This is a genomic window from Acinetobacter sp. NS-4 (assembly GCF_037402435.1).
Taxonomy (GTDB): Bacteria; Pseudomonadota; Gammaproteobacteria; order Pseudomonadales; family Moraxellaceae; genus Acinetobacter.
Window position 1 is genome coordinate 98,428 of record NZ_JBBEUE010000009.1, and the last position, 24,319, is coordinate 122,746.

Below are 24,319 nucleotides of genomic sequence, written 5' to 3' on the forward strand. Positions count from 1 at the left end.
TCAAATGAAAATTAAATACAAACAAAACCTTAACAATTTAAATTAGGCAGTTTGCCATTTGTCGCCTATGATCAGAGACATATCATTGATGATGATCTTCGAGGAATCTCGCATGGCAAAAACGGCTAGCACACCCGGTCGTCGCTTTATGAAACTTGCCAGTATGACGGCAAGTATTGCAACCAAAACAGTCTCAAATTCCATTAAAAATTTTAATGCCGATGAAGAACAAAAAAATGCCTCGCGCAGTAAACTTTTTCAGGATATCGGTTTGCAGATTGCCGATACGCTTGGCGAAATGAAAGGTGCGGTCATGAAAGTGGGGCAAATTGCTTCACAATATAAAGATATCTTCCCGCCTGAAGTGGCCCGTGCCATCAGTAAATTACAGCGTCAGGCCCCTGCCATGCCTTTTGCCGAAATTAAAGCACAAGTGGAAAAAGAACTGGGTAAACCCATTCTGCAAATCTTTAAAAGTTTTGATGAACAGCCTTTTGCGGCGGCCTCTATTGGCCAAGTACATAAAGCCACTTTGCCGAATGGTCAGCAGGTGGTGGTCAAAGTGCAATATCCGGGTGTGGATGAGGCCTGCGAAAGCGACCTGAAACAGGTACGCTTGGCCCTGCGTTTAATGGGTGTGCTGAAAATTGACCGTAAATTGCAGGATCAACTGTTCAATGAAATTCAGGAAAGTTTGGATAACGAGCTGAATTACCAGGTCGAAGCGCAAAATCTGCAAGTTGCACGTACCTTCCATGAAACTTTAGACAGCAAGATTATTATTCCTAAAGTCTATTCCGATTATTCTTCGCGTCACATTTTAACCTTAAGCATGGAACATGGCGAAAGCATGGAAACCGCCAGTACTTGGTCTCAAGACACCCGTAATGAACTGGGACGCCGTTTGTTCCGTGCCATTGGTCAGGAGATTTTCTATCTGAAACGTTTCCACTGTGACCCGCATCCAGGCAACTTTGCCTTCCGCGAAGATGGTACAGTCATTATTTACGACTACGGCGGTGTCAAAACCCTTTCTACCGAAATTGTCTCGAATTTCAAGACCCTGATTAATGCAGCCCGTGAAGGCAATATTGCTGAAATGGAACAAAAGCTGGATGACCTGCATTCCCTCACCACGCAAGGCAAGTTCCCTGAAGACCTCTATCGCCAGTGGCTGGAAGTGTTGATGCGTCCGCTGATCACCCATTACGATTTTGCCGAAAACTCTGCCCATCATGATGGTGTCGAGCTGCTCAAACCGTCGTTAAAATATTGGGATGTGTTTAAGCCTTCACCAGATACCTTAATGGTCAACCGCACAGTTTCCGGACATTACTGGAACTTAATTCATTTAAAAGTGAATGATAACCTGAGTGATTTATTTGAGGAGCTGGTGCCGCCTCGAGTCTGATCACACAAAACCCACCCGGTTAACCTAGGGTTACCGGGTTTTATTTGACTCGATAATTGTTATGTTATAACATTTCTTTAAATTTGAAATATACGATGGAGAAATGTATGCGTCCAGATATCCACCCCGACTATCAACAGGTACTGTTCCACGATACCAATGCAGATGTCTATTTTGTTATTGGCAGCACGTTAAAACCGACTCAGACCCATGAATATGAAGGCCAGACCTATCCTTATGTCACCCTGGATATTTCCAGTGCCTCTCATCCGTTTTATACCGGTGAACAACGTCAAACCAGCAATGAAGGCCGTGTAGCAAGCTTTAATAAACGTTTCGCACGTTTCAAACGCTCACATTAACTTCATATTATTTTAAGATTTAGCTCTTAAGCTAGAACCTTACAAAGCCCAAGTCTCCTCCTCCAACTTGGGCTTTTTTTTTCGCAGATATTTTTTAAAAATATTTAGATGTTATCGACTCTGTAATAACCACTGAAACAGATAAAAACCCACAGCCAAAACAATAACCCCTGTGATCACACTGGAAATGACATAACCTAAAGCCAGAGCGATTTGGCCATGCTTTAATAACTGGAAGGTCTCCAGACCAAAACTGGAAAAGGTGGTAAAGCCGCCTAAAATACCGACCATCAAAAACAGGCGTGTTTCATTTTGCAAAACAGGAAATTTCTGGCTATAGGCAAAGAAAATACCGGCAAGCAGACAGCCAAAGATATTGATCCACCATGTCGTCCACGGAAATCCGCTGCTCGGTTTAAATAAAAATACCCCTGCACCATAACGCAGACTTGCACCAACCGCTCCCCCTAAAGCTACCAGTAGCCAATTCATATCTGTTCCAGTTTTATCGAGTCAAAGATCAAGATTGTATAAATGCTTTATTCACTATACCGCACAAATGCGCTGAAATTGTAATGAAATGCCGCAGTAAAAATTGTTATAGTCACGTGGTTTTTAAACTTTTTTTCTATGAATTGAGGAAATTATGGCTCAGGATTTATTGGCACAGCTTCAAGCAGGTGAAATCAAATTTGCAGACGTGATTGCGTACATTGATGCACGTTATAACCACACCGCAACAGCATTCCAAAATGGCCAACAGGCCAATGCTGCAACGGAAAATCAAGGCAGTGCCAAAGTATTTTCTTTTGCCCAACTCAATGGTTTAGATCAGGCCCAAACCTTAAGCCTGTTTGCTGAACACTATGCTGCCGTACTAGCAACCCCTGAAGCCACAGACCACCAGAACATTCGCCAGTTTATGCAAAATGGCTGGGATGGCATTCAATTTGCAGGTCAGGTTTTAACAGCAAAATAAGTTACTCTTAGAATATAAAAGCCCACTTTATTAAAGCGGGCTTTTTTTTACTCTATTGATCACCCGAAATTTTATTACAACAAGCTTCAGATACGCGAATGTGGCAGGGATGCCACATGTTGTCCACCACCACACGGATGTTGTGTGTGGGTAACAAAGGCTTTTGCCTACTTTTGGCCTGTCAAAAGTAGGATTAAAGCCTGCACAAAGTACTTTTGATTTTTAAAGAAAAATAAGGCTGTGCCAACAGTAAGCTTCACACAAATACTAAATTATTAAATTAAGAAACCCGAACCCGACAACGCCACTCATCAATTGCGTTCTGTTCCCAGGGCCGGCTATGTTTCACGTGAATCCATTCTTCACCCGGTTGCAGCGCAGTAAAACGAAATAACTTTTCACCACCCACACCTACCATTGCCTGTTGGCCTTTGAGCGGGTCTTGCTGATAAATTTCTTCAACTTTTAAGATATTTTGCGGCTTTGCCACTTGCCAGATATAACCTGTAGTCGGATTCTCTGGTAAGGTGAGTTCCAGGGTTTGTCCCACGGTCATTTCCAGCAAAGCTGGACATTGCTGCTTTAAGGAATAAACATGGGTTTTGCCATCAACCGTTGGACTCACGCTACTACACCCCACTAGGCTAAACCCCAGTACTGCCGAAAAACATAGCGCTAAAGCTTTCATCAACCTACTCTTTTTCCCATCTTATTACACTTATTACTGACTAGATGCCAGATTAACCTTTGACCCGCTCAATCCATTCAATGGAACTGACACGGAATAATTCACACGCGCCATCACCCGTATCGGTTGGGGTTAAAGATGAAGTCCACACCAGATTCTTGTCTTTAATTTCCACCAGCTCACCTTTTAGCCGCACCAAATCTCCACGTTTTACATTTTTAATCTGTTTGGCAATCTGAGGGTTGGCAGGAATGATGTGCATATTCGACACCATCTGCATGGCTTGCTCGGCAGGTACAGGCAGGCGATCTATCTTCCAGTTTAAAAAGCGGTCATATTGATTGACCGAGATATGCCGTGCAATTTCAGGCTCGGCAAACAGCCCCCAGCTTACGGCATAATCAATGGGCGAAAACTTGGCTTGTTCATCGCTGGTATAGATTTTCGAACCCAAAATACGAAAATCCCCTTTAAAGGGCTGCAATTTTTTGATCGACTGGTCTTTAGATACCGGAGCCAGACCTTTGGAAATATTATGATCGACAGAGGCACTCGCACTCACCTGCAACATACTGGCTGCAAGTAAAGTACTGAATAATATTGCTCTGATCATCTGTATGCCCCTAACAAATTTCTTGATTTATAACTTAATCTTAAATCAGTAAACTTAAATAACTATATGGACTTGGTAACAATAGAGATATATTCAGTCACTTTTTTGTCTTATTCCGTGACCCGAATTTTGGTTAAAATAAAACGATATAAAGCAAGAAAAATTAAGTGATCAATGATTTATAAATTTTACCAACAACATATTTTTCCGCATTTACTCAATCAAGTCATGCAAACACCCAGCCTGATGGATCAGCGCCGTGAACTGCTGTTACCTATTGCAGGCGAAGTACTGGAAATTGGCTTTGGTACCGGGCTCAATCTGCCTTTTTATCAAAATGTCGATACGCTCTACGCTTTGGAACCGAATGCCGATATTTATCAGCTCGCGATTAAACGCGTGCATGAAAGCGCCATTCATGTGCAGCACGTTCAGGCCAGTGCAGAAAAACTGCCTTTTGCCGACAATAGCATTGAGCATATAGTCAGTACGTGGACCCTTTGCAGTATTAAACATCTGGATCAGGCCTTGGCTGAATTGCATCGCGTGCTCAAGCCGACCGGAACTTTGCACCTGGTCGAACATGTGCTGTCTGACCGACCTACGCTGCAACATCTGCAAAACCTGCTGACACCCGTTCAAAAACGCCTGGCAGATGGCTGTCATCTCAACCGCAATATTGAGCAGGCCTTAATAGATGCACATTTCAGCTTTAAGGAAAAACATTATCTGGATGCAGCTGGCGTTCCTGGCATTGCACAGCGCATGCTGTTTGCCCGGGTGCAAAAATAATAACTGACCTGAGTTCGACAAAAAATATGATACTCGGAAACGTCATCTGCAACCTGCGTAGTTTAAAAAAGATAATGTTTCTGCGATATATTTTAATAAATCCAAGAAGATAACAGGTTTTGCAGTGAGGAGCACTGCTCCGCAAGGTGGTTTTCTTGCGAAGCTTTCAGCTTCTCATTTTCCCGAATGAGAAATATATTTCGCAAGGTAGGGCGAGCCGCAGGCTGATCCTGAAATTGGGTGAGAACTTGGTAAGATTCCGCCAAGAATATTTTTTTCAATAGGTTATAGAAATATTTAAGTCGCACTCAGGTTAACTGAAATACAATGGTGTGGATGAATACCGCCGTTTTAATCATCAAAATCGATGCGTACCGTTTCAAAACGTACCCGCCCTTCTCGAATGGCCTGAGCAATCGCCTGTTGCCCCTTGGTCAGACGTGCACCGCCACTTTTAATGTCAATCAGCACCACCTCGATATCTTCGGGGCTGCCTTCGCCATCGCGCAGGTCGGTATAGCCATCGAAAACCACATAATCGACCGGATCACCCAGAAATTTGGCATCACTGGGTAAATATTGAAACTGGGGCATAATCGGTGCCAGCTGCTCTGCCATCTTGCCTTTAAGCACAGCACGGCTGGTATTGACACTGCGTTTTTGCGCATGGGCCAAAGCCTGCTGATGCTCCAGCTCCAGTTCCGCAATGTACTGTTCATACTCTGCTTTAATACGTCCATTCCGGGTATTGCTTAAAATCATGGTGGTGAGCACCACACCAATACACGCCCCAATCAGCATTGCCATCCAAATGGACATTATTTTTCCTTAATTGCAAAAATTACCGCTACTTATGCCTTAAGACTTTTGTCCCGAGTCATATTCACTGCATCAAACAATGATATGCTAGGACTGAGCAGAATAAAATCATCAGGGTCATGAAAACTATCTTAATTGCCAATCAAAAAGGTGGATGCGGTAAAACCGTTACTGCAATTAATCTGGCTGCCGCTTTGGCACAAAAGGGGTATAAAGTCGCACTTGCCGATGCCGATAATCAAAAATCGGCCTTGCAATGGTTAAAACAACGACCGCAAGAGGCGGCTCCTATTCAAAGTCTGGACTGGCGTCAGGAAAAATCAATTGGCGATGTACCTAAAAATATCGAATATTTAATTATTGATGCACCTGGAGCCTTATCTGGCGAGCATGCTGAACAGTTGATCAGTGAAGCACACGCGATTATCACCCCATTGCAGCCGTCTTTCTTTGATATTGAAAGTACCCGTCGTTTCCTGAAACATTTACAGGATATTAAACGCATCCGTAAAGGGAAGGTACAGATTTTACTGTTGGCTAACCGGATGAAAGTAAACACTGCCAGTTCCAAAGATATACAGGATTTTTTCCAGAAAATTGAACAGCAACCCGTGGCCTGGATTTCCGAGCGAACGGCCTATGCCCAGCTAGCCATGCAGGGACTGAGTATTTTTGATAAAACACAAAAAAACTATCTGGCCATGCAAGATCAATGGCAACCGCTGTTAAATGCGATTGTTGATGATCCCAGCGCCTGGTTTTAATGCCATCAAGAGGATGCAACGAGGAAGTCTGAATTTAAGCGCGCAATAAATATTCATCACAACTTGCCCAGCTCTCGTTCTCGGGAGCTTTTTTTTCGGTTAAGATGAACTCCGAACTAAGGAAGTAGTCAGTGAATTCAGTGCAACGTTACGCGCCCACATTACAAAAAGTTTTATTATTTGGACTCTTTTTCATCCTGATGTATTTGAGCTTTAATGTACTCAAATATTTTATTGTCCCTGTAGTTTGGGCGGCAATTATTGCCTATGTCACCTGGCCGCTGTATCAGTCAGTATTACGCATGTGCGGACAGCGTCCGACCCTGAGCGCCACAGTGATGATTCTTTCTGTGGTTCTGGTACTGGGTTTACCGATTATCTTTGCTATTTTTATGTTGCAGCATGAGGGACGAAACCTGTATTACGAATTACAGAAACAGGTTTTTTCTGGTCATCTGAATGTTCCTGACTTTGTTCGCCAGCTGCCGATTGTGGGCAAAGAAATTTCCCGTTCCTTAAGAGAAATCAATCAGGATCCCAACAGCACCATTCAGTCAGTTTCTTTGTGGATTCAAGGTCACTTAAATTACGGGAAAGCGGTACTGAATGAAGTCAGTAAAAATATGATCAAGCTCTGCTTTGCCGTGATGTCGTTATTTTTCTTCTACCGTGATGGTCACACCATTTTAAATCAGGTCAGCAAAGCCCTGGAAATGGTCATTGGTCCGCGTATTCATCATTATTTAGAGACCATTTCTGAAACCACACGTGCCGTGGTTTATGGCGTAGGACTGACTGCCATTGCCCAATCGTTTCTGGCAGGCATCAGCTATTTTGTTGCCGGTGTGCCTAATCCGATGGTACTGACCATTATCACCTTCCTGTTGGCACTGATTCCTTTTGGACCTCCGGTTGCCTATACTTCCGTTTCGCTGTGGTTGTTTTCTCAGGGACAAACCGTTGAGGCGATTGGGGTGATGGCGTGGGGCGTGTGTATTGTCAGTACCGCCGATAACGTGATCCGTCCATTGGTGATTTCCGGAGCTACCCAGATTCCGTTCTTGCTGATTATGTTTGGGGTACTGGGTGGCCTGGCCAGCTTTGGCATGGTGGGATTATTTGTCGGCCCGGTCATTTTGGCAGTATTACTGGCAATCTGGCGTGAATGGCTGCATGAAACCAATGAAACTGAAGGTTTAATGATGCCTAAAGCCACCTTGGCTCATGATATTGATGATGAAACGCGCCCCCCCAATTAAGCCGGCAAGCCTAAGTTAAGAAACTTATACATTCCACTACTTAAAGCAGGTGGTCTTGCATCTTTTACTTTGCTTCAATGATGCCAATTATAAAAAAGATCAGGATGCTTTGAGTCATGAAAATACGATTTAAGCACGCTGCACTTGCCATACTGGGTGCAATATTTTTGCCCGGATGTGCTGGCCACATGCCAACAGATGAACATAAAGGTCAACGCGTAACGGTCAATGCGGTCACAGCCCAAGGCGTAGGTGAGACTATCGGAACGGTAGAATTGCTCGATAGTCCGGATGGCTTGGTTCTCAATACCCATTTACGCAATCTGCCACCCGGTCCTCACGGCTTTCATATTCATGAAAAAGGTTTCTGCGGTCCAGCGGAAAAAGATGGAAAAATGGGCGCAGCCATTGCCGCTGGCGGTCATTTCAACCCCAATCATGCACCACATCACGGTACGCCACTCACTGGCCATCTGGGTGATTTACCTCTGATCACCGTTGATGCTGCAGGCAAATCCACCGAGCAGCTGGTTGCGCCACGTTTAAAACTGGCTGATGTTCAAGGTTTGGCAATTATGATCCATGCCGGTGGTGACAACTATGCCGATCAACCTAAACCTCTAGGCGGTGGCGGAGACCGAATTGCCTGTGGTGTGATTCAATAAATTGCCCACAAAACCATACAATGAAAAAGCAGGCTGAATGTCTGCTTTTTTTCGTCATAGCCTTAAAAATAAAAGATTAAATAAAACCACGCTAACGATCATAAATTGACACAGCAGCCAAAAAAGCTCAGGCTATATCTATACAAAAAATTGATCTTTAGAACATCGTGCATAGCCTGAAAGACTTACTTCAACGCTTTAAATCCAATTCCACTTTAATCTATTGTCTGCAAATTTTTATTGTTCTTAGCGGAACCACTCTAGGCCTGCTTTTTTTAGGCTATGAAGCCTTGATTGTGCCCGTTACTTTAGGGGCTATTGCCACTGCCCTGACCGATTTTGATGACCGTTTAAGTATTCGTCTGCGTAATCTGGTCTATGTCTGCATACTGTTTTTTGGCGTCAGCAGTATTCTCGAATTTCTCTATCCTTATAAACTGCTTTTTATTCTGTATTTATCCTTATCTAGTGCTGGCTTTATTTTAATGGGTGCGCTGGGACAGCGTTATGCCACCATTTCTTTCGGCACCATTTTATTATCCATTTACACCATGTTTGGACTGGGCGAATACAGCGAATGGTATCAACAGCCAAGCTATTTTGTGCTGGGTGCAGTCTGGTATGGCCTAAGCTCCATCATCTTTTATTTACTCAAGTCCACGCAGGCGGTACAAGACAATTTAGCCGCCAATTTCAATGCCATTGCCGCATTACTGCTGGCCAAAGCCCGCCTGTTTGATCCCGATAATACCGACAATATTGAACCGCTGCTGTATGAGCTTTCCTTAAAAAACAGTGAAGTGGTGCAAAGCCTGAATACCACCAAGGCCTCCTTACTCACCCGTTTAAAAGCCTCTCGTGCCAATAAAAATACCATTTACTGGCTGAATCTTTATTTTCTGGCACAAGACATTCATGAGCAAGCAACATCAAACTATCTGCATTACGAAAATATCCATCAAAACTTTAGCCGTACCGACCTGATTTTCCGGATTCAAAAAAATGTCAAACTGCATGCGCTTTCCTGCCAAAAACTGGCGCACGATATTCTGAGCCATCAGCACTATCAGGCCAATCCAGATACAGATATTGCGATTGCCAATTTAGAAAACTCGATTAATTTATGGATTGAAGAAAATCCGCAGAATCTGGAAGTGAAAAACCTGCTGCTGATTTTGCGTAACCTGAAAAAAATCCAGGAACAATTTATTAACTTAAGTCATGAACAAAACAATTACCGTCAGAATTATTTACAGCATCAGGAAAATTTAAACCTGCTGGATGATGATATTCACGATGTGCAGGATTTATGGCTCAAGCTGAAACAGCATCTGACACCGAACTCTGCCCTGTTCCGGCATGCTGTACGGATTGCCTTTGTATTTGCAGTCGGCTATGCCATCTCTTTATTGCCTTTTGCCAAAAATGGCTACTGGATTTTACTGACCAGTTTATTTGTCTGTCAGATCAGTTATTTTGCCACCAAAAGCCGTTTAAAACTGCGGACTTTAGGTACGGTTTTAGGGGTACTGCTCGGCATTCCGGTTTTATATTTTGTACCGAGTATTGAAGGTCAACTGGTACTGACCATTATTTCAGGGGTGTATTTTTTCTATTTACGTTCCAAAAAATATGCCATGGCGACGCTGATGGCAACCTTAATGGTATTGCTGATTTTTAATTTAAAAGGTGCAGGTTATGCCATTATTTTGCCACGCATTATTGATACCCTTTTAGGCTGTCTGATTGCCTGGTTTGCGGTCAGTTTTATCTGGCCAGACTGGAATTTCCGTAATATTTCCAGCACCATCAAAAAGAGTAATCAAGCGACATTGGAGTATTTCGATGCGGTGGTGAAGCAATACCAATTCGGAAAAAACAACAGTCTGGATTACCGTCGTGCGCGTCGTACCGCCCATAATGCGCAAATTGAACTATCCAGCATGATTTCCAGCTTAAGTACTGAACCCAATCCCAACCAGGTGTTGATTCATTCCGCCTTTCGCTATCTGGTCTATAGCCACAGCCAGCTCAGTTATGTTTCTGCTTTGGGCAGCCATCGTGAGCAGGTTCAGGATACTCAGGTACTGGATTTAATGTTGTGGTGTAAAGACACCTTATTCGCCGTGCTGTTACAGCAGCAGCCTTTAGATACAGATAAAATTCAAGATAAACTTCAAGAAATTAAAAAGATGAGTACACAGGAAAATCTGTCTGAAGATTTATTACTGGTACTGAAACAGATTAGCTTATTACTCGAAACACTACCTGAACTGTTAAATCTAAGAACGACGTTATGGGTGCAGGAAATAAAATAATCCAAGCTAAATGCTTGGTTATAAGTATTTGATATATTTTATAAATACATCAAGTTTCGATTCACTGCTGCAGTAATATTAAGTACACTCAGGGTTCATTCTCATTGATTTAAGCATGACCATGAATATCCAAACTTTACGTATTGTCGGTCTTTTAGAAGGTATTTCCTTTCTGTTGCTTCTTTTCATCGCGATGCCGATGAAATATATGCTGGATAATCCAATCTTGGTGAAATATGTCGGTATGGGGCACGGCGTACTGTTTATCCTGTTCTTGATTGTTTTATTTACCGTTTGCGAAAAACAGAAATGGTCGATTTACATGTTTATTCTGGGTTTAATTGCATCCATTTTACCGTTCGGCACTTTTGTTTTTGATCGCAAGTTGAAGGCTGTTGAACAGCCAATTGCTGAATAAAAACTATTTCTTTAAGTTCAAGTGCATTCCTCCTCTGCTGCACTTTTGAAGCAGAGGACGGTGTGGCCTCAATGTTTAAAACGCGCCACTCTGTTTACGTTCTTTTAAAATCTGCTTAAGCGTCACTCGCGGGAAACTAAACCATAGCGCGATTAAAATAAAACACGCCACACTATATGCCAAATAATGATATTGCTCATACATCACTCGAACCAGTTCAATAATAATAAAGAAGCCGAACATCAACAGCATCGATACCGCTGCCGCAACTGTGCCTTTAGAAACTTCCGATGACATTAGCGCAAAGCGGTACAGCACGGAAAAACTGATGCCTTCACCAAAACTGATTAAAGTCATGCCTGCTATTAAGCACCAGATCAGATAATCCTGCCAAATGACCCCTGCAATTAAAACCACGGTTCCAAGCAGCATAATCGGCAAGCCAATCAGTACTGATTTTCCCAAAGCCAGTTTGTCGATAATTTTAATCAGCACCACATTACCGACAATTAATCCGCCCAATACTGGAAACTGTGCCAAGCCGTATTGCATGCTGCTAAAACCCAGTTCTTCCACCAGCATGACCGGTGACAGTGCAATCCACAGCATCAATGGCATACTGACCATCGGCAAGGCCAAGGTCATGGCTAAAAAACGTTTGTTTTTATAGACCTGTTTAAAGTCATCCCAAATATAACTGAACGGCTGTTTTGGAATACTCACCTTTGTATCCGGCATTTTGGCTTTAAGTCCAAACCAGCTTAAAAAGGCTAATGATGCGATGCCGATAAAGCCCCAATGCCATGACACATGATCAATCAGAAATGCCCCCACCACTGGCCCGAGTAAGGGTGCAAGCAGGGAAATATTCGCCATCAGCGCCATGACTTTAATCGCGTCGCGTTCTTCAAAAGTTTCCTGAATGGCGGCATAACCGACTGCTGAAATGACCGTGAGGCCAATCCCCTGTAAAAAGCGCAGTGCTAAAAAGCTTTCAATATTGTGGGTGAGTAAAATCAGCAAGCAGCACAATACAAAGAACAGCACGCCTGCGAGTAGAACTTTTTTACGTCCCAAACGGTCGGACAATGGGCCGAGTAACCATGCCACACATGCCCCACCGAACAGATAAAACGACATGGAAGATGGCGCCCATGAACTGCTGACACCAAAATCTTTGGTAATGGCGAGCATAGCCGGCTGAACCAAGTCATTACCGATATATACGGAAAATTCAAACAGAACCAATGCCAATGGAAACATCAGCGTGGCGCGGTTTAAGGTGGCGGTTTGAACTTTTTGCATTATTTTTCTACATATATTTTAGGCTTGTAGAGCTACGCACTATTTTTAGGGAGAGAAGCGTCAGCCCAATGACAAGCATCGAGTGTTTAAATTAAAGTTTGGGAAATGCACTTGCTTATAAGTGACTTAAAACACCGTATTCACAAGGTGTTTAAATAAAAAATTCGTGAGAATAGTTGATCTCAACCAAGTACACCTACTTGGTTGAGTAGGTGTAGTTTAACAGATAGAAGGTTAGGTATGAAATTAAGTCCCGGCTAATTTTGGAAGTTCAACAGGTTTAATTCCATTAATTTCAGCAATATTTGGATTTTCTTCGAATTTAAGCCAACCCTTTTTCATCCATTTTTCCACTTTTTCTTTCTCTAAAATATGTAAAAGATTTGCCAAAAGATCAAATTTAGCTTCACTATCAAAATAGAAAATCACTACTCTTACATTACAGTCTAGTTGATCATTTAAAGAAAAAATTTCTTTAATATATGTATCATCAGAAATATCTAAAGAATGTCCCCAAATGTAAATATTAGTTCTATATTTTTTTGCTGTTTCTGTCTCATAAAATCTATCTATAGGCTCATTCTCCATTTCAAGCCAAAAATTCAAATTTGATTTAATACCATCATTTTCTAATAAAAATTTATAATTTGTTTGCTTCATCAATTTTTGATGATATTTAGTAAACCCATAAAACTTATATTTTTCTAAATATTTACGCTCTAAATCGGATATTCCTAATACAATATTTTGACTATTTCCAATTTTTCCATGCAAAAACTCAATTTGATTCACATTATAATTTTTTTTACATGTACTTGTATAATTAAAAGAAAAAACCTCTGTATATAATTGAATTTCATTTATTACATTAAAGTTTTTTTTAGGCTCTAGCTCTTCTATAATTTCTAAATAACTATTAAAAATAGTAATAAAATTATCTAAATTCTTTTGTAGATGATTCACAACTTTATCAAATTTGAATTCTTCAAAATTTCTCGTCTGAAAAAAATATTGTTCATTTATATAGAAATTACAAAAATCCCATTTTTCTTTTTTATCAACTTTAATATATCGCAACTTCCCTACATCATCTTGTTCATGAACTAAAAATTCACAATCCAAAATTTTTAGTAAGTTTAAAAGTGAACTTTCATAGCCTCCTAGAACAAGAGTCGATGCTTCTCCTTTATAAGAATATGACTCTACTTTTCTATTTATATTATTACTTCTATTACTAATTGCTTTTACTAAATTAAAAAAATTAAATACTACTTCAATCGCTTGCTGTATCTTTCTTTCAAAATCAATCCATGTTTTTACTTCTTGCACATGGTCTAAAAAATATTGATACCAAACATTTTCTGTTAATTTCTTTTTTAATTCTTCAATTTTTTCAGCTGATATTTTTATTTCACCAGTTTTATATACCGCCTTTGTATATTGAAAGAATTTATTTTGCCATTCTTCACCCGTTTTATCGTCTTTAAACCAATAATCTTTTCCAAAAAGATCATCAAATCCCATATCCCCTTTTGACTCATCCCAGTTCTCAATAGCCTGCATTGCCACCATGAAATGGTCATACTTCGTCGGCAAATAATGTGACAAATCAAAACCATTTCCCACAATCAAAATATTCATTGTTCTTATTCCCCAAACGCAAAAAAGCGCATCAAACGATACGCTTTTTATGAGGCATAGCAGCCTAATTTTCAACCATAAATCAAAGATTTATTAAGGGCATTTCGCTTTTTGAAAAGACTTGGTATTTTTGCTACGCATACATTGATACGACTTCTCAGTATCAATCTTCTTCCAGTCACCATCCACCAGTTTAAAACTATATATCGTACGCATCGAACGAACCGAGTCATCCATTAAACCCGTTTCCGTGACTTTTACCTGTGCAGCAGTTGGTGACTCTACACTATTAAAAAATTGACGAATCTCAACCGTTGCCGAATTCTTACGCAAATCAGGTCGTTCTTTCAAGACTTGTTGCAAAGGCGTATCGGACGAACCAATATTCACTTTAGAGGCCAATTTTTTAGTTGTTGCACAACCCGTCGTGATTAAGCCCAAACAAATTATAGAGGTAGAGAGTAAACGTAACATTGGGAAATATCCCCCATAAAAAAAAGACATTGCATCTATGATGCCATGCCTTTTTTTTATACTCGATAACAGTTATGTAGTCATCGGCGCATAGAACTTACAGGTTAAATATTAAAGATCGAACAATTTACCCGGGTTCATAATGCCGTTTGGATCGAATACCTGTTTCAACGCTTTCATGTATTCAATTTCTTCTGCTGAACGTGAGTACTCAAGATATGGCTTTTTGGTCATACCGACACCGTGTTCCGCAGAAATCGAACCATCATATTTTTTCACAGTTTCGAATACGTATTTATTCACCACCTGACATTTGGCAAAGAATTCGTCTTTACTTAGGTCAGCAGGTTTCAAGATATTCAAGTGCAAGTTACCGTCACCAATATGACCGAACCAGCAAATTTCAAAGTCTGGGTAGTTTTCAGCAACAATGGCATCAATTTCTTTGATGAATGCAGGAACATGGGTAATTAATACTGAAATGTCATTTTTGTATGGCGTAAACGGCGCGATAGATTCAGAGATATCTTCACGTAAACGCCATAAGCTATGCACTTGGTCAAGGTTTTGGCTCATTACGCCGTCCAGTACCCAACCCTGTTCCATGCAATGCTCGAAGATTTCCATCGCCGCATCCATGATCGGTTCAAATGGCGCTTCAAACTCAAGCAACACATAGAAAGGACAAGCCGTTTCAAATGGACGTTGTACATGACCATTGTCCAGTACTTTCTGCATGGCCAATTCACCAAAGAATTCGAATGCAGTTAAATCAATTTTGTTCTGGAATGCGTGAAGTACCGGCATAATCGCATCAAAGTCTGGTACGCCTAAAACCATCACTTGCAAGTCATGCGGTTGACGCTCAAGCTTGATTTCAGCTTCAGTCACCAAACCTAAAGTCCCTTCACCACCAATGAATAAGTGTTGAAGCGCATAACCGGTTGCATTCTTGATCATGCCCTTGTTCAGACGAAGGATGTCACCTTTACCTGTCACAACAGTCAGACCAAGCACCCAGTTACGGGTCATGCCGTATTTAATCACTTTAATACCACCGGCATTGGTGCCGATGTTACCGCCAATTTGTGAAGAACCTGAAGATGCAAAATCTACCGGGTAATACATACCCTGTTCTTCAGCATAGTTTTGCAATTGTTCAGTCACTACACCGGCTTGTACACGTACCATACGGTCTGCAGGGAAGAACTCAAGAATCTGGTTCATCTTGTCCATGCTAACGACAATTTCACCATTGGCTGCAACTGCACCCGCAGATAAACCGGTACGACCACCAGACGGCGTAATTGCCACATTAAACTGGTTGGCAAGTTTTACAATCTGTTGCACTTGTTCTGTGCTAGATGGAAAAACGATGACCGACGGGTTTGGATCGAAATGTTTAGTGTGGTCCCGACCCCAATTTTGCAGGCTATCCGCATCTGTTTTAATGCGGTTTTCACCCACAATAGCTGTCAATTGGGTTAATAACTCAGGTGTTAAAGCGACTGGAGCATTCATCGTTTGCAAACCTAGCAAGAAATATACAAGTGGTGGATGGTCTATAGAGCATTAATTTGTAAAAAGATTCACAAGAAAATGTCATCTTGAACCGGACGTGAACATAAAACCAGCAGCAGCACTGTGATCGATTTCACTGCCCGACATTATAAGGCATTTTCCACTGAAACCCTGAGGAAATAAGCATTTTGACAATCTAGCCTTAAAAATTACAGCCTTAGTTAGACCAAAATTTGTCGTTCACGGCATATGTATGGCAAAAATACCTATCGTCTGTGTCATAAAAGGAAATGTCTATAGACCCTTCTCGTATGTTATCATATCGCGACTAAATTTGGCCTTTGTAGCGGAGCCGTAATGAGCCAACATCTTTCACTGCCTAAAGATAAAATTCGTTTCTTGTTGTTAGAAGGCGTTCATCAAAACGCAATCGACACATTAAATGCTGCTGGATACACCAACATCGATTACCGTAAAACTGCGCTTGAGGGTGAAGCGTTGAAAGAAGCGGTAAAAGATGCCCACTTCATCGGTATTCGTTCACGTACTCAGTTGACTGACGAAGTATTTGAAGCAGCCAACAAGCTGATCGCTGTTGGCTGTTTTTGTATCGGTACCAATCAGGTAAATCTTGATGCTGCGATGGTTCGTGGTATTCCAGTATTTAACGCACCGTATTCAAATACCCGTTCAGTTGCTGAACTTGTACTTGCTGAAGCAATTCTTTTGCTTCGTGGCGTACCTGCTAAATCTGCTTCTACTCACCGTGGTGGCTGGAACAAATCTGCAGCAGGTTCGTTTGAAACTCGTGGTAAAACTTTAGGTATCGTTGGTTACGGCTCAATTGGTTCGCAACTTTCAGTACTTGCTGAAAGCATGGGTATGCACGTCATTTATTATGATGCTGTAACCAAACTTCCTATGGGTAATGCACGTCAAGTGGGTTCAATGGGTGAACTTCTTGCCAATGCAGACGTTGTATCTCTACACGTTCCAGACGTTCCATCTACTCGTAACTTCTTTGGCAAAGACCAGTTTGCACAAATGAAAGAAGGTTCGATCTTCATCAATGCTGCACGTGGTACTTGTGTGATCATTGAAGATCTTGCTGATGCGATCAAGTCTGGTCACATTGCAGGTGCTGCAGTTGACGTATTCCCTAAAGAACCTAAAGCAAACGGTGAAGAATTTGTTTCTCCACTTCGTGGCTTGGACAACGTGATTTTGACTCCTCACGTGGGTGGTTCAACCATGGAAGCGCAAGCTAACATCGGTTTGGAAGTTGCAGAAAAATTTGTGGCTTACTCAGATAAAGGTATGACTTTATCTGCGGTGAACTTCCCGGAAATCGCGTTGCCGTTGACTGAAGGTAAACACCGTTTACTTCACATCCACAAAAACATCCCGGGTGTATTGTCTAAAATCAACAACCTGTTTGCTGAACACGGCATCAACATCTCTGGTCAATCATTGATGACTAAAGGTGACGTTGGTTACTTGGTGATGGACGTTGACGCAACTGCGTCTAAAGAAGCGCTGGATACACTTCAAGACGTTGAAGGTACCATCCGAGTTCGCGTATTATTCTAATTTAATTTAGAACCTTAAACCACAGCATTCATGCTGTGGTTTTTTTATTTTTACAGCTTTTATTGCTGATCTCCCGCTATTCGATAAATCGAAACAAATTTAGTTATGCCGAATTTTAAAATGGCACCGCATGTGCAAGCGCCGCTAATTCTTGTCATTGCCATGATGAGCATGCAAAGCAGTGGCTCACTTGCCAAAATCCTGTTCGGTCAGTTTCCCATCCTGACTGTTTCGGCAATGCGCTTACTGCTAGGTTCATTGATCCTGACACTAATTTTTAAAATCTGGCAGATTAATTTCCGGCAGGTCAAATGGTCTGCCATTATCAGTTATGGCATTGCTCTGGCTGGTATGAATATGCTGTTTTACCTGTCGATTGATCGCCTTCCGCTTGGCATTGCCGTTTCTTTTGAATTTATTGGTCCACTCAGCGTTGCCTTATATCATGCACGACAAAAATACGATTTCATCTGGGTTGGGCTGGCCATACTTGGATTGGTTTTACTGTTTCCTTTTGCTCAGGCTGCCCAGTCTTTAGACCCACTGGGGATTTTCTTTGCCTTGGCTGCCGGTGCATGTTGGGCACTGTATATTGTGTCAGGTCAAAAACCTTCAGGTGTTTCAGGTAATCATACCGTGTGCTTAGGGATGTTTATTGGCATGCTGCTATTAATGCCCATTGCGCTGTTCTCGAGTATGCCTGCCCATACTTTCGCGCCAAGCAGTCTGATGTACTTTATGGCTTTGGCTGTGCTCGCGAGTGCGTTGCCCTTTTGTTTAGAGATGATTGCCTTACGCAATTTAAGCGCCTTAAGTTTTGGTACTTTAATGAGTGTGGAACCTGCCATTGCGGCACTTTCAGGTTTTATATTTTTAGGCGAACAGCTGCTTTGGAATCAGTGGCTGGCTTTAGCCACCATTATCACCGCCTCGATTGGCTGTACCTTTACCACGCAGCGAGCGAAAAAAGCCGTTGCAAGCAGCTAGAGCACTGTTTATTTTTCTCTTTTGATTTGAATTCAAAACTGATCGACTTCAGCAACTTGCATTTTAAAGATTGAAAAATTTTGAATTTAAATTTTAGTCTGCGAATGGCATACCTCAAAATTCAAACGATTTTCGTTATAATGCAGGCCCCTTTTTCATATGAACTACCACTACCGCTGTAGTTCTTGTATGTGCCATGCCCAAATCCCAAATGATTGCCGTGCTGTTTATGCTGCTGTCGATGGTGTCCTATCAAATTAGTGCATCTTTCGCCAAACAGCTGTTTATGGTACTTGATCCCCTGACTGTTACTATTTTGCGCTTGGGTTTTGCCTCGGTAATTGTCTGCATCATGTTCCGTTCATGGCACATCTTAAAGCGTCTGTCCTTCTTAAAATGGCGGGACTTATTGTGTTATAGCGCGGCACTTGGATTCATGAATATCCTGTTCTATATGTCTTTGGGGAAACTGCCTCAAGGCATTGCTGTCGGTTTGGAGTTTATCGGGCCTTTGGGCTTGGCCTTACTTTCTATCCAGCGCCGTAGTGATTATCTCTGGGTCGGACTTGCCATTTTAGGCATTGCCTTGATGGTACCGTGGGGACAGGCTCAGAGTGAACAATTTTCACTGATCGGTGCTGCATGTGCCTTAGCGGCGGGACTATGCTGGGCATTTTATATTTATTTTGGCCAAAAGGTGGTGCAGCAGAATATTGGCATGCATGCGCTGACCATTGCCATCAGTTTGTCTGCATTGATGCTATTACCGATTGGACTCTACCACAATGCAGCGGCATTAGTTGAAACCCAATATTGGGGCAAGGCCTTGGCCATTGCGGTATTGGCAACCGCCATTCCTTATGCGCTAGATCTGCAAGCACTTAAACATTTAAGCAAGCTGAGTTACGGCACATTATCCAGTCTTTCTCCTGCTCTGGCTGCACTTATGGGACTGCTTTTGCTGGGAGAAAAAATAGGAATGTTACAGTGGATGGCCCTGCTATGTGTGATGCTAGCATCGGTTGGGGTGACGTTCAGATCCCGCCAAAAAGTCAAGTCTTGAAATAACTCAATTCAAAAAAGATGGCAATAACGCCATCTTTTTTATCATGCAATTTTGAATTTAAATTTTAGTTTTTTACCAGCATATCTTTTTTCATTTCTTTATAACGCTGATATTCATTCTTGTACTGCACTGCTAAAGCTGTTTTCTGTTCCTCTCCCAGAATTTTTCCGGCCTGCTGAAAAAAGCCGTGCTCCTCCTCTTTCAGATGATGATGTACCTTTTCAGAAAGCTTTTTGGCTAGCGCGATCCAGCCGGGATTGCTGAAATCGGTTTCACTCAGCTCTTCAATCATCTCATCCATTTCATGATGTTCGGCCAAAGCATGACGGGTAATATTCAGTCCAGAGTCTGTCAGCATGAGTGGAATATAAAAATAACGGTCTTCAGCCGTCTCATGTGCAAATAATTCATTCTTTAGTTGTTTGAATAACTCATGACGTTCTGGTGAATCCCCAGAAGTTTGCAGTAATTTTTCTGCCAGATCGCGCTGGATTTCATGACTTTCCCTTAATGCTTCGAAAATGGTCATCATGTAATTTTTCTCCTGTTTTTATCATGCCTTTAATCCAGCATAGAGTGGAATTGGCAAATATTCAGGAACTTTTATAAGGAGAATTTGTATAAAAAATTTTAAAGTCGAGAATAATTTACGGAAAAAATGTTTGATAGGCTAAACGGCAGATCAATATGCTCACCAAAATTAAAAACAGAATACGGATAAAACCACTGCCGTATTTTAATGCCGCCCGCACACCGACAATTGAACCGGCCACATTGGCTACAGCCATCATTAAACCCAAGCCAAACAGGACATGACCGGTCGGGGCGAAAAAGCTCAGTGCCGCCAGGTTGGTGGTTAAATTGGCCACCTTGGACAAGGCTGAAGCATGCAAAAAGTCAGCTTGTAAGTAACGAATAAAAAAGAAGATAAAAAAGCTGCCGGTTCCTGGACCAAAAATGCCGTCATAAAAACCAATCAGCAGGCTGCCTACTGCTGCCAACAGCAAGATTTTTGGTGTTAGTTCCTGACGTACATGCACTTGCCCAAACTGCTTTTTCATAAAGGTATAGATGGCAATCACGATCAGCATCACCAGTACAAACGGACGCAGCACCTCTTTGGGAATCATGCTGACACATGCTGCACCAGCAAAAGAGCTGACAAAAGCACAGCTGGCAATAATTGCCAGCAGCTTCCAGCGTAATTTGACTTTACGCACAAATGAATAGGCGGCCGATGCGGTACCGCAGATTGAGGATAGTTTGTTGGTCCCAAACACTGTTGCGGGCGACAGCTGTGGCATGGCATTCATAATTGCCGGAATTTGAATCAGCCCTCCACCTCCTACCGCTGCATCAATTGCACCTGCAAAAAATGCAAAGAACAGAAGGCTTAAGACAATTTCAATTTCCATAAATTTACTTCAATAATTACTCGAGATTTAACACGCGTTTAGGCACCAGACGATTACGCTCGGTAATTTCAGCCAGACCTAAACATTTTTCACCATCAAACACCAGCACCTGAGCTTCAGCTGCATGTTCAATATTGCTTTCCATGCCACGGCTAAAATATTCAGCACGTCCTTCAGGCGCCTGAACTTTAGGAAAATGATCCACAGGTGCATAGGCAGGCAACAACAAAGCCTCACGCTCTTGCTCAGTCAGGCTCTCCAGATACTCGATAGTGTATTCAGGAATCAGGTCGAAATGACCGGTTTTAATACGGTGCAGATAAGTCAGATGACCAAAGGTACCCAAGGCTTGGGCAATATCTTCACCCAATACACGAATGTATGTACCTTTAGAACAGGTCACATCAAGGCTAATACTATTTTCGGTAAAAGAGAGTAATTCGATGGCATAAATATGAATCGGACGTGCTTCCCGTTCAATTTCTATCCCTTTACGCGCCAATTCGTACAGTGGACGGCCTTCTTTTTTCAGTGCCGAATACATGGGTGGCACTTGCTGAATATCGCCGACAAATTTTGCCAAAACCAGGGCAATTTTCTCTTCAGTCAATGCAGGCACAGCCTGTTCCAGCAGCACTTCCCCTTCAACATCGCCAGTCGTAGTGCTATGTCCCAAATGAATGGTGGTTAGGTAACGCTTGGTCGAATCGAGCAAATAATGGGAAAATTTGGTTGCCTCACCCAAACAGATTGGCAATAAACCTGAAGCTAGTGGATCTAAAGCCCCGGTATGCCCAGCCTTTTGCGCCCGATACAGCCAGCGTACTTGTTGCAAGGCAGCATTTGAACTGATACCCAAAGGCTTATTCAATAAAAATACGCCACTGATATGACGGCGCTGAATTTTAGGTGAAGTCTTTTTCATAGTGAAAATCAAACAAGTTCAAACGGCTGCTATGTTAGCAACCGCTTGTCATTCTTTACAACTTTTCTACGCTTTATTAATTTTTTTTATGGCACATTGGGTTCACTTTTTAGAACCATAAAAAACAGAAAAAGAAGGTTGCATAGGAAATGCATAAACATCATAAATTATGGATTATTTTGGTGGTGATTTTGGTGTGTCTAGGAGTGCTGTTATTTTGGCTCGCACCTTCCCAGTCCACCGCAGAACAAACAGAGGCTGTTCAAACGGCTGATGTACAGAATAATGCCTTAACATCATCTATGCCAGCCACTACAGATCAAAGTCGGGCTTTGGTCAGTCATAGCCAGCAAGACACTCAAGTGAACTGTCAGTTAGGTCTAGACAAGGCCAATCATTTAATCGTGAATGAACAGACACGCAACTGTTTTGAATATTTCATTACCGAGTATGGTGAAAAAGATCTCAAGCAAATCAAACATGATTTCAAAGCCTACATCCAGCTAAACTATAAAGAACCCGCTTTAGGGCAAATTATTGATTTGTGGAATCGCTACATGGATTACCGGGAAAAACTAGGCGATTTGCAGGCACCTAATATCGATAAGGAAGATCCCAAATATTATCAAAGCGTTTTTGAAAATATGAAAAATTTGCGTAAACAACTTTTCTCTGACTACGAAATTGAAGGCTTATTTGGTACTGAAGATACCTATCATGAATATACTCTCAATCGCATGGCCGTTCTGGCAGACAAGAGTTTAACCGAAGCACAAAAAGCACAAAAATTAAAAGATCTGTTTAATCAGTTACCTGAAGACTGGAAAGAAAACCTCGAACAACTCAATAAACTGGAAGACTTGCGCAAACTCACCGCAGACATAAAAGCCCGTGGCGGTTCAGCGGAAGAAATTCATCAGATGCGTACCAATCTGGTAGGTCCCGAGGCCACCCAACGTTTAGAAGCCTTAGATAGTCAACGCACCGACTGGAAAGATAAGGTCAATCAATATCTGAATGAACGGGACAGCATCATGAAAAGCGGCATGAGTGATGAAGCCAAGCAACAAGCCGTGCAGAAATTACGGACTCAGCATTTTAAAAAACCAGAAGAACAACTTCGAGTAGGGACTTTTGAAACTATCCATGATCAGGGAGGAAAATTACCATATAGCGAGTAATCGCAATGTAGACCAATAAGGCGATCAGATCGATCCTCTTATTATTCAGCACCTGTACCAACTAAAGTTTAAAAAATGGGGACAGGGTTAAAAATAAAAAAAGTGAGATAAACAAAATGAAATGGAACTCAAAGCGTTTAATTTGCGCAATTTTATCTGGCGCTGCAATTGCATCCAGCCAAATGGCTGTAGCGGGTAATGCATCGCAAATTAAAGGGAATGCGATCACCAGCTATGCAAAAACCAAATATCCATTGGTGTTTGCTCATGGTATGGGCGGCTGGATTCGTGCAGGAACTGATGAACTGGGTGTGGATTATTGGTATCAAATCTTGCCAGATTTGGCTCGCAATGGAGCAAATGTCTGGGCAACCCGTGTTTCACCCTTTAACTCATCAGAAGTTCGTGGCGAACAGCTGCTACAACAAGTGGATGAGATTCTGGCTTTAACCGGTGCGCAGAAAGTCAACTTATTGGGACATAGTCATGGTGGTCACAGTATTGCCTATGTTTCAAATGTGGCTCCACAAAAGGTAGCTTCAGCTACGGCTATCTCTAGCCCGCTGAAAGGTTCAAAAGTCGCAGATTTGATTATTTCTGCTGAAGGAACCGCGCTAGAAGGGCCTTTAGTCAATGTCGTGAATTTTGCTTCTAAAATGCTGGTTTGGGCACAAGGACTCGATCCAAACTCCTTCCCGCATGACTCATTAAATGCGGGTAAGAGTTTAAGTCTTGCAGGCTCTGCAGCATTCCAGACCAAATATCCTCTAGGAATGCCAAAAACCGCATGCGGTGAAGGGGCAGCAACTGAAAAAGGCATTTATTTTTATTCCTTCTCAGGTGTAGGAACCGTGACCAATACAAATGACCCAGACATGCTCTTGGGTGTAACGGCATTGCTTACTGATCTTAAGGGTGACAATGATGGTCTGGTTTCTCGCTGTAGTGCCAAATATGGTAAAACCATTCGCGACAACTATAACTGGAATCATCTAGATGCAATTAACCAATTCTTTGGTTTAACTGCCTTTTTGGCACCTGATCCGGTTGCTGTTTACAGACAACATGCCAACCGCTTGAAGCTACAGGGTTTATAAAAATATTGGCATAAGTGCAGCCTGCGCTT

25 protein-coding genes are annotated in these 24,319 nt (G+C 42.0%); 14 read left to right on the forward strand and 11 right to left on the reverse strand.

Annotation, left to right across the window (positions count from 1 at the left end; translation table 11 throughout):
• Positions 1 to 112: 112 nt before the first annotated feature.
• Together WAE57_RS09050 and WAE57_RS09055 are read left to right on the forward strand one after the other, a co-directional pair.
• Positions 113 to 1,411 carry an AarF/ABC1/UbiB kinase family protein gene (locus tag WAE57_RS09050; protein ID WP_337710198.1) on the forward strand — a complete coding sequence of 433 codons (1,299 nt, stop codon included), beginning with the start codon at positions 113 to 115 and terminating at the stop codon, positions 1,409 to 1,411.
• A 107-nt stretch (positions 1,412 to 1,518) separates the two neighbouring features.
• On the forward strand, positions 1,519 to 1,773 hold the full coding sequence (locus WAE57_RS09055; protein WP_237787078.1) for a type B 50S ribosomal protein L31: 255 nt from the start codon (positions 1,519 to 1,521) through the stop codon (positions 1,771 to 1,773).
• A gap of 111 nt (positions 1,774 to 1,884) precedes the next feature.
• Here WAE57_RS09055 and crcB read toward each other — a convergent pair whose 3' ends face one another.
• A complete protein-coding gene (crcB, locus tag WAE57_RS09060; RefSeq protein ID WP_337710201.1) occupies positions 1,885 to 2,265 on the reverse strand; it encodes a fluoride efflux transporter CrcB in 381 nt (126 codons plus the stop codon).
• A 154-nt stretch (positions 2,266 to 2,419) separates the two neighbouring features.
• On the opposite strand from crcB, the gene WAE57_RS09065 reads away from it, so the two are divergent.
• A complete protein-coding gene (locus WAE57_RS09065) occupies positions 2,420 to 2,752 on the forward strand; it encodes a HopJ type III effector protein (RefSeq protein WP_337710203.1) in 333 nt (110 codons plus the stop codon).
• Positions 2,753 to 3,032: 280 nt separating this feature from the next.
• Here WAE57_RS09065 and WAE57_RS09070 read toward each other — a convergent pair whose 3' ends face one another.
• Positions 3,033 to 3,440 carry a protease inhibitor I42 family protein gene (locus WAE57_RS09070; protein ID WP_337710206.1) on the reverse strand — a complete coding sequence of 136 codons (408 nt, stop codon included), beginning with the start codon at positions 3,438 to 3,440 and terminating at the stop codon, positions 3,033 to 3,035.
• Positions 3,441 to 3,492: 52 nt separating this feature from the next.
• A complete protein-coding gene (locus tag WAE57_RS09075) occupies positions 3,493 to 4,053 on the reverse strand; it encodes a hypothetical protein (protein WP_337710208.1) in 561 nt (186 codons plus the stop codon).
• Positions 4,054 to 4,227: 174 nt separating this feature from the next.
• Between WAE57_RS09075 and WAE57_RS09080 the strand changes: the two genes are divergently transcribed.
• Positions 4,228 to 4,845, forward strand: a complete 618-nt coding sequence (locus tag WAE57_RS09080) for a class I SAM-dependent methyltransferase (RefSeq protein WP_337710210.1) — start codon at positions 4,228 to 4,230, stop codon at positions 4,843 to 4,845.
• A gap of 351 nt (positions 4,846 to 5,196) precedes the next feature.
• Here WAE57_RS09080 and WAE57_RS09085 read toward each other — a convergent pair whose 3' ends face one another.
• Positions 5,197 to 5,664, reverse strand: coding sequence for a Holliday junction resolvase-like protein (locus WAE57_RS09085; protein ID WP_237787072.1), 468 nt, complete (start codon positions 5,662 to 5,664; stop codon positions 5,197 to 5,199).
• A 119-nt stretch (positions 5,665 to 5,783) separates the two neighbouring features.
• Here WAE57_RS09085 and WAE57_RS09090 point away from each other — a divergent pair, with 119 nt between their 5' ends.
• From WAE57_RS09090 to WAE57_RS09110, 5 genes are all read left to right on the forward strand, one after another.
• On the forward strand, positions 5,784 to 6,428 hold the full coding sequence (locus WAE57_RS09090) for a ParA family protein (protein ID WP_337710214.1): 645 nt from the start codon (positions 5,784 to 5,786) through the stop codon (positions 6,426 to 6,428).
• Between the two features lie 131 nt (positions 6,429 to 6,559).
• A complete protein-coding gene (locus tag WAE57_RS09095) occupies positions 6,560 to 7,687 on the forward strand; it encodes an AI-2E family transporter (protein ID WP_237787070.1) in 1,128 nt (375 codons plus the stop codon).
• A gap of 116 nt (positions 7,688 to 7,803) precedes the next feature.
• Positions 7,804 to 8,352, forward strand: coding sequence for a superoxide dismutase [Cu-Zn] SodC (sodC, locus tag WAE57_RS09100; RefSeq protein ID WP_337710217.1), 549 nt, complete (start codon positions 7,804 to 7,806; stop codon positions 8,350 to 8,352).
• Positions 8,353 to 8,519: 167 nt separating this feature from the next.
• The gene (gene yccS / locus WAE57_RS09105; protein ID WP_337710219.1) at positions 8,520 to 10,670 is read left to right on the forward strand and encodes a YccS family putative transporter; all 2,151 of its coding nucleotides are present in this window, start codon (positions 8,520 to 8,522) and stop codon (positions 10,668 to 10,670) included.
• A 121-nt stretch (positions 10,671 to 10,791) separates the two neighbouring features.
• Positions 10,792 to 11,088, forward strand: a complete 297-nt coding sequence (locus WAE57_RS09110) for a DUF3817 domain-containing protein (RefSeq protein WP_237787151.1) — start codon at positions 10,792 to 10,794, stop codon at positions 11,086 to 11,088.
• 75 nt (positions 11,089 to 11,163) lie between these two features.
• Here the strand turns inward: WAE57_RS09110 and WAE57_RS09115 are convergent, their stop codons facing one another.
• The 4 genes from WAE57_RS09115 to WAE57_RS09130 all read right to left on the reverse strand — a co-directional run bounded on the left by WAE57_RS09115 (position 11,164) and on the right by WAE57_RS09130 (position 16,029).
• Positions 11,164 to 12,393, reverse strand: a complete 1,230-nt coding sequence (locus WAE57_RS09115; RefSeq protein WP_337710221.1) for an MFS transporter — start codon at positions 12,391 to 12,393, stop codon at positions 11,164 to 11,166.
• A gap of 246 nt (positions 12,394 to 12,639) precedes the next feature.
• Complete coding sequence (locus WAE57_RS09120) at positions 12,640 to 14,034, reverse strand: AbiH family protein (RefSeq protein ID WP_337710223.1); 1,395 nt, start codon at positions 14,032 to 14,034, stop codon at positions 12,640 to 12,642.
• A gap of 93 nt (positions 14,035 to 14,127) precedes the next feature.
• Entirely contained in the window at positions 14,128 to 14,508 is a 381-nt protein-coding gene (locus WAE57_RS09125; RefSeq protein ID WP_337710224.1) for a hypothetical protein, read from the reverse strand.
• Positions 14,509 to 14,619: 111 nt separating this feature from the next.
• Positions 14,620 to 16,029, reverse strand: coding sequence for an FAD-binding oxidoreductase (locus tag WAE57_RS09130; protein WP_337710227.1), 1,410 nt, complete (start codon positions 16,027 to 16,029; stop codon positions 14,620 to 14,622).
• Between the two features lie 357 nt (positions 16,030 to 16,386).
• On the opposite strand from WAE57_RS09130, the gene serA reads away from it, so the two are divergent.
• From serA to WAE57_RS09145, 3 genes are all read left to right on the forward strand, one after another.
• Positions 16,387 to 17,619 (forward strand): phosphoglycerate dehydrogenase, encoded by a 1,233-nt coding sequence (serA, locus tag WAE57_RS09135; RefSeq protein WP_237787063.1) that lies wholly within the window; start codon positions 16,387 to 16,389, stop codon positions 17,617 to 17,619.
• A 105-nt stretch (positions 17,620 to 17,724) separates the two neighbouring features.
• Positions 17,725 to 18,606, forward strand: a complete 882-nt coding sequence (locus tag WAE57_RS09140; protein ID WP_337710230.1) for an EamA family transporter — start codon at positions 17,725 to 17,727, stop codon at positions 18,604 to 18,606.
• 196 nt (positions 18,607 to 18,802) lie between these two features.
• Positions 18,803 to 19,669 (forward strand): EamA family transporter, encoded by an 867-nt coding sequence (locus WAE57_RS09145; protein ID WP_337710233.1) that lies wholly within the window; start codon positions 18,803 to 18,805, stop codon positions 19,667 to 19,669.
• Positions 19,670 to 19,736: 67 nt separating this feature from the next.
• Here WAE57_RS09145 and WAE57_RS09150 read toward each other — a convergent pair whose 3' ends face one another.
• The 3 genes from WAE57_RS09150 to truB all read right to left on the reverse strand — a co-directional run bounded on the left by WAE57_RS09150 (position 19,737) and on the right by truB (position 22,012).
• The gene (locus tag WAE57_RS09150) at positions 19,737 to 20,204 is read right to left on the reverse strand and encodes a hemerythrin domain-containing protein (RefSeq protein WP_337710234.1); all 468 of its coding nucleotides are present in this window, start codon (positions 20,202 to 20,204) and stop codon (positions 19,737 to 19,739) included.
• 115 nt (positions 20,205 to 20,319) lie between these two features.
• Complete coding sequence (locus WAE57_RS09155; protein WP_337710236.1) at positions 20,320 to 21,087, reverse strand: TSUP family transporter; 768 nt, start codon at positions 21,085 to 21,087, stop codon at positions 20,320 to 20,322.
• Between the two features lie 16 nt (positions 21,088 to 21,103).
• Complete coding sequence (truB, locus tag WAE57_RS09160; protein WP_337710239.1) at positions 21,104 to 22,012, reverse strand: tRNA pseudouridine(55) synthase TruB; 909 nt, start codon at positions 22,010 to 22,012, stop codon at positions 21,104 to 21,106.
• Between the two features lie 149 nt (positions 22,013 to 22,161).
• On the opposite strand from truB, the gene WAE57_RS09165 reads away from it, so the two are divergent.
• Together WAE57_RS09165 and WAE57_RS09170 are read left to right on the forward strand one after the other, a co-directional pair.
• Positions 22,162 to 23,193 carry a lipase secretion chaperone gene (locus tag WAE57_RS09165; RefSeq protein WP_337710241.1) on the forward strand — a complete coding sequence of 344 codons (1,032 nt, stop codon included), beginning with the start codon at positions 22,162 to 22,164 and terminating at the stop codon, positions 23,191 to 23,193.
• Between the two features lie 116 nt (positions 23,194 to 23,309).
• A complete protein-coding gene (locus tag WAE57_RS09170; protein WP_337710243.1) occupies positions 23,310 to 24,290 on the forward strand; it encodes a triacylglycerol lipase in 981 nt (326 codons plus the stop codon).
• Positions 24,291 to 24,319 lie beyond the last annotated feature (29 nt).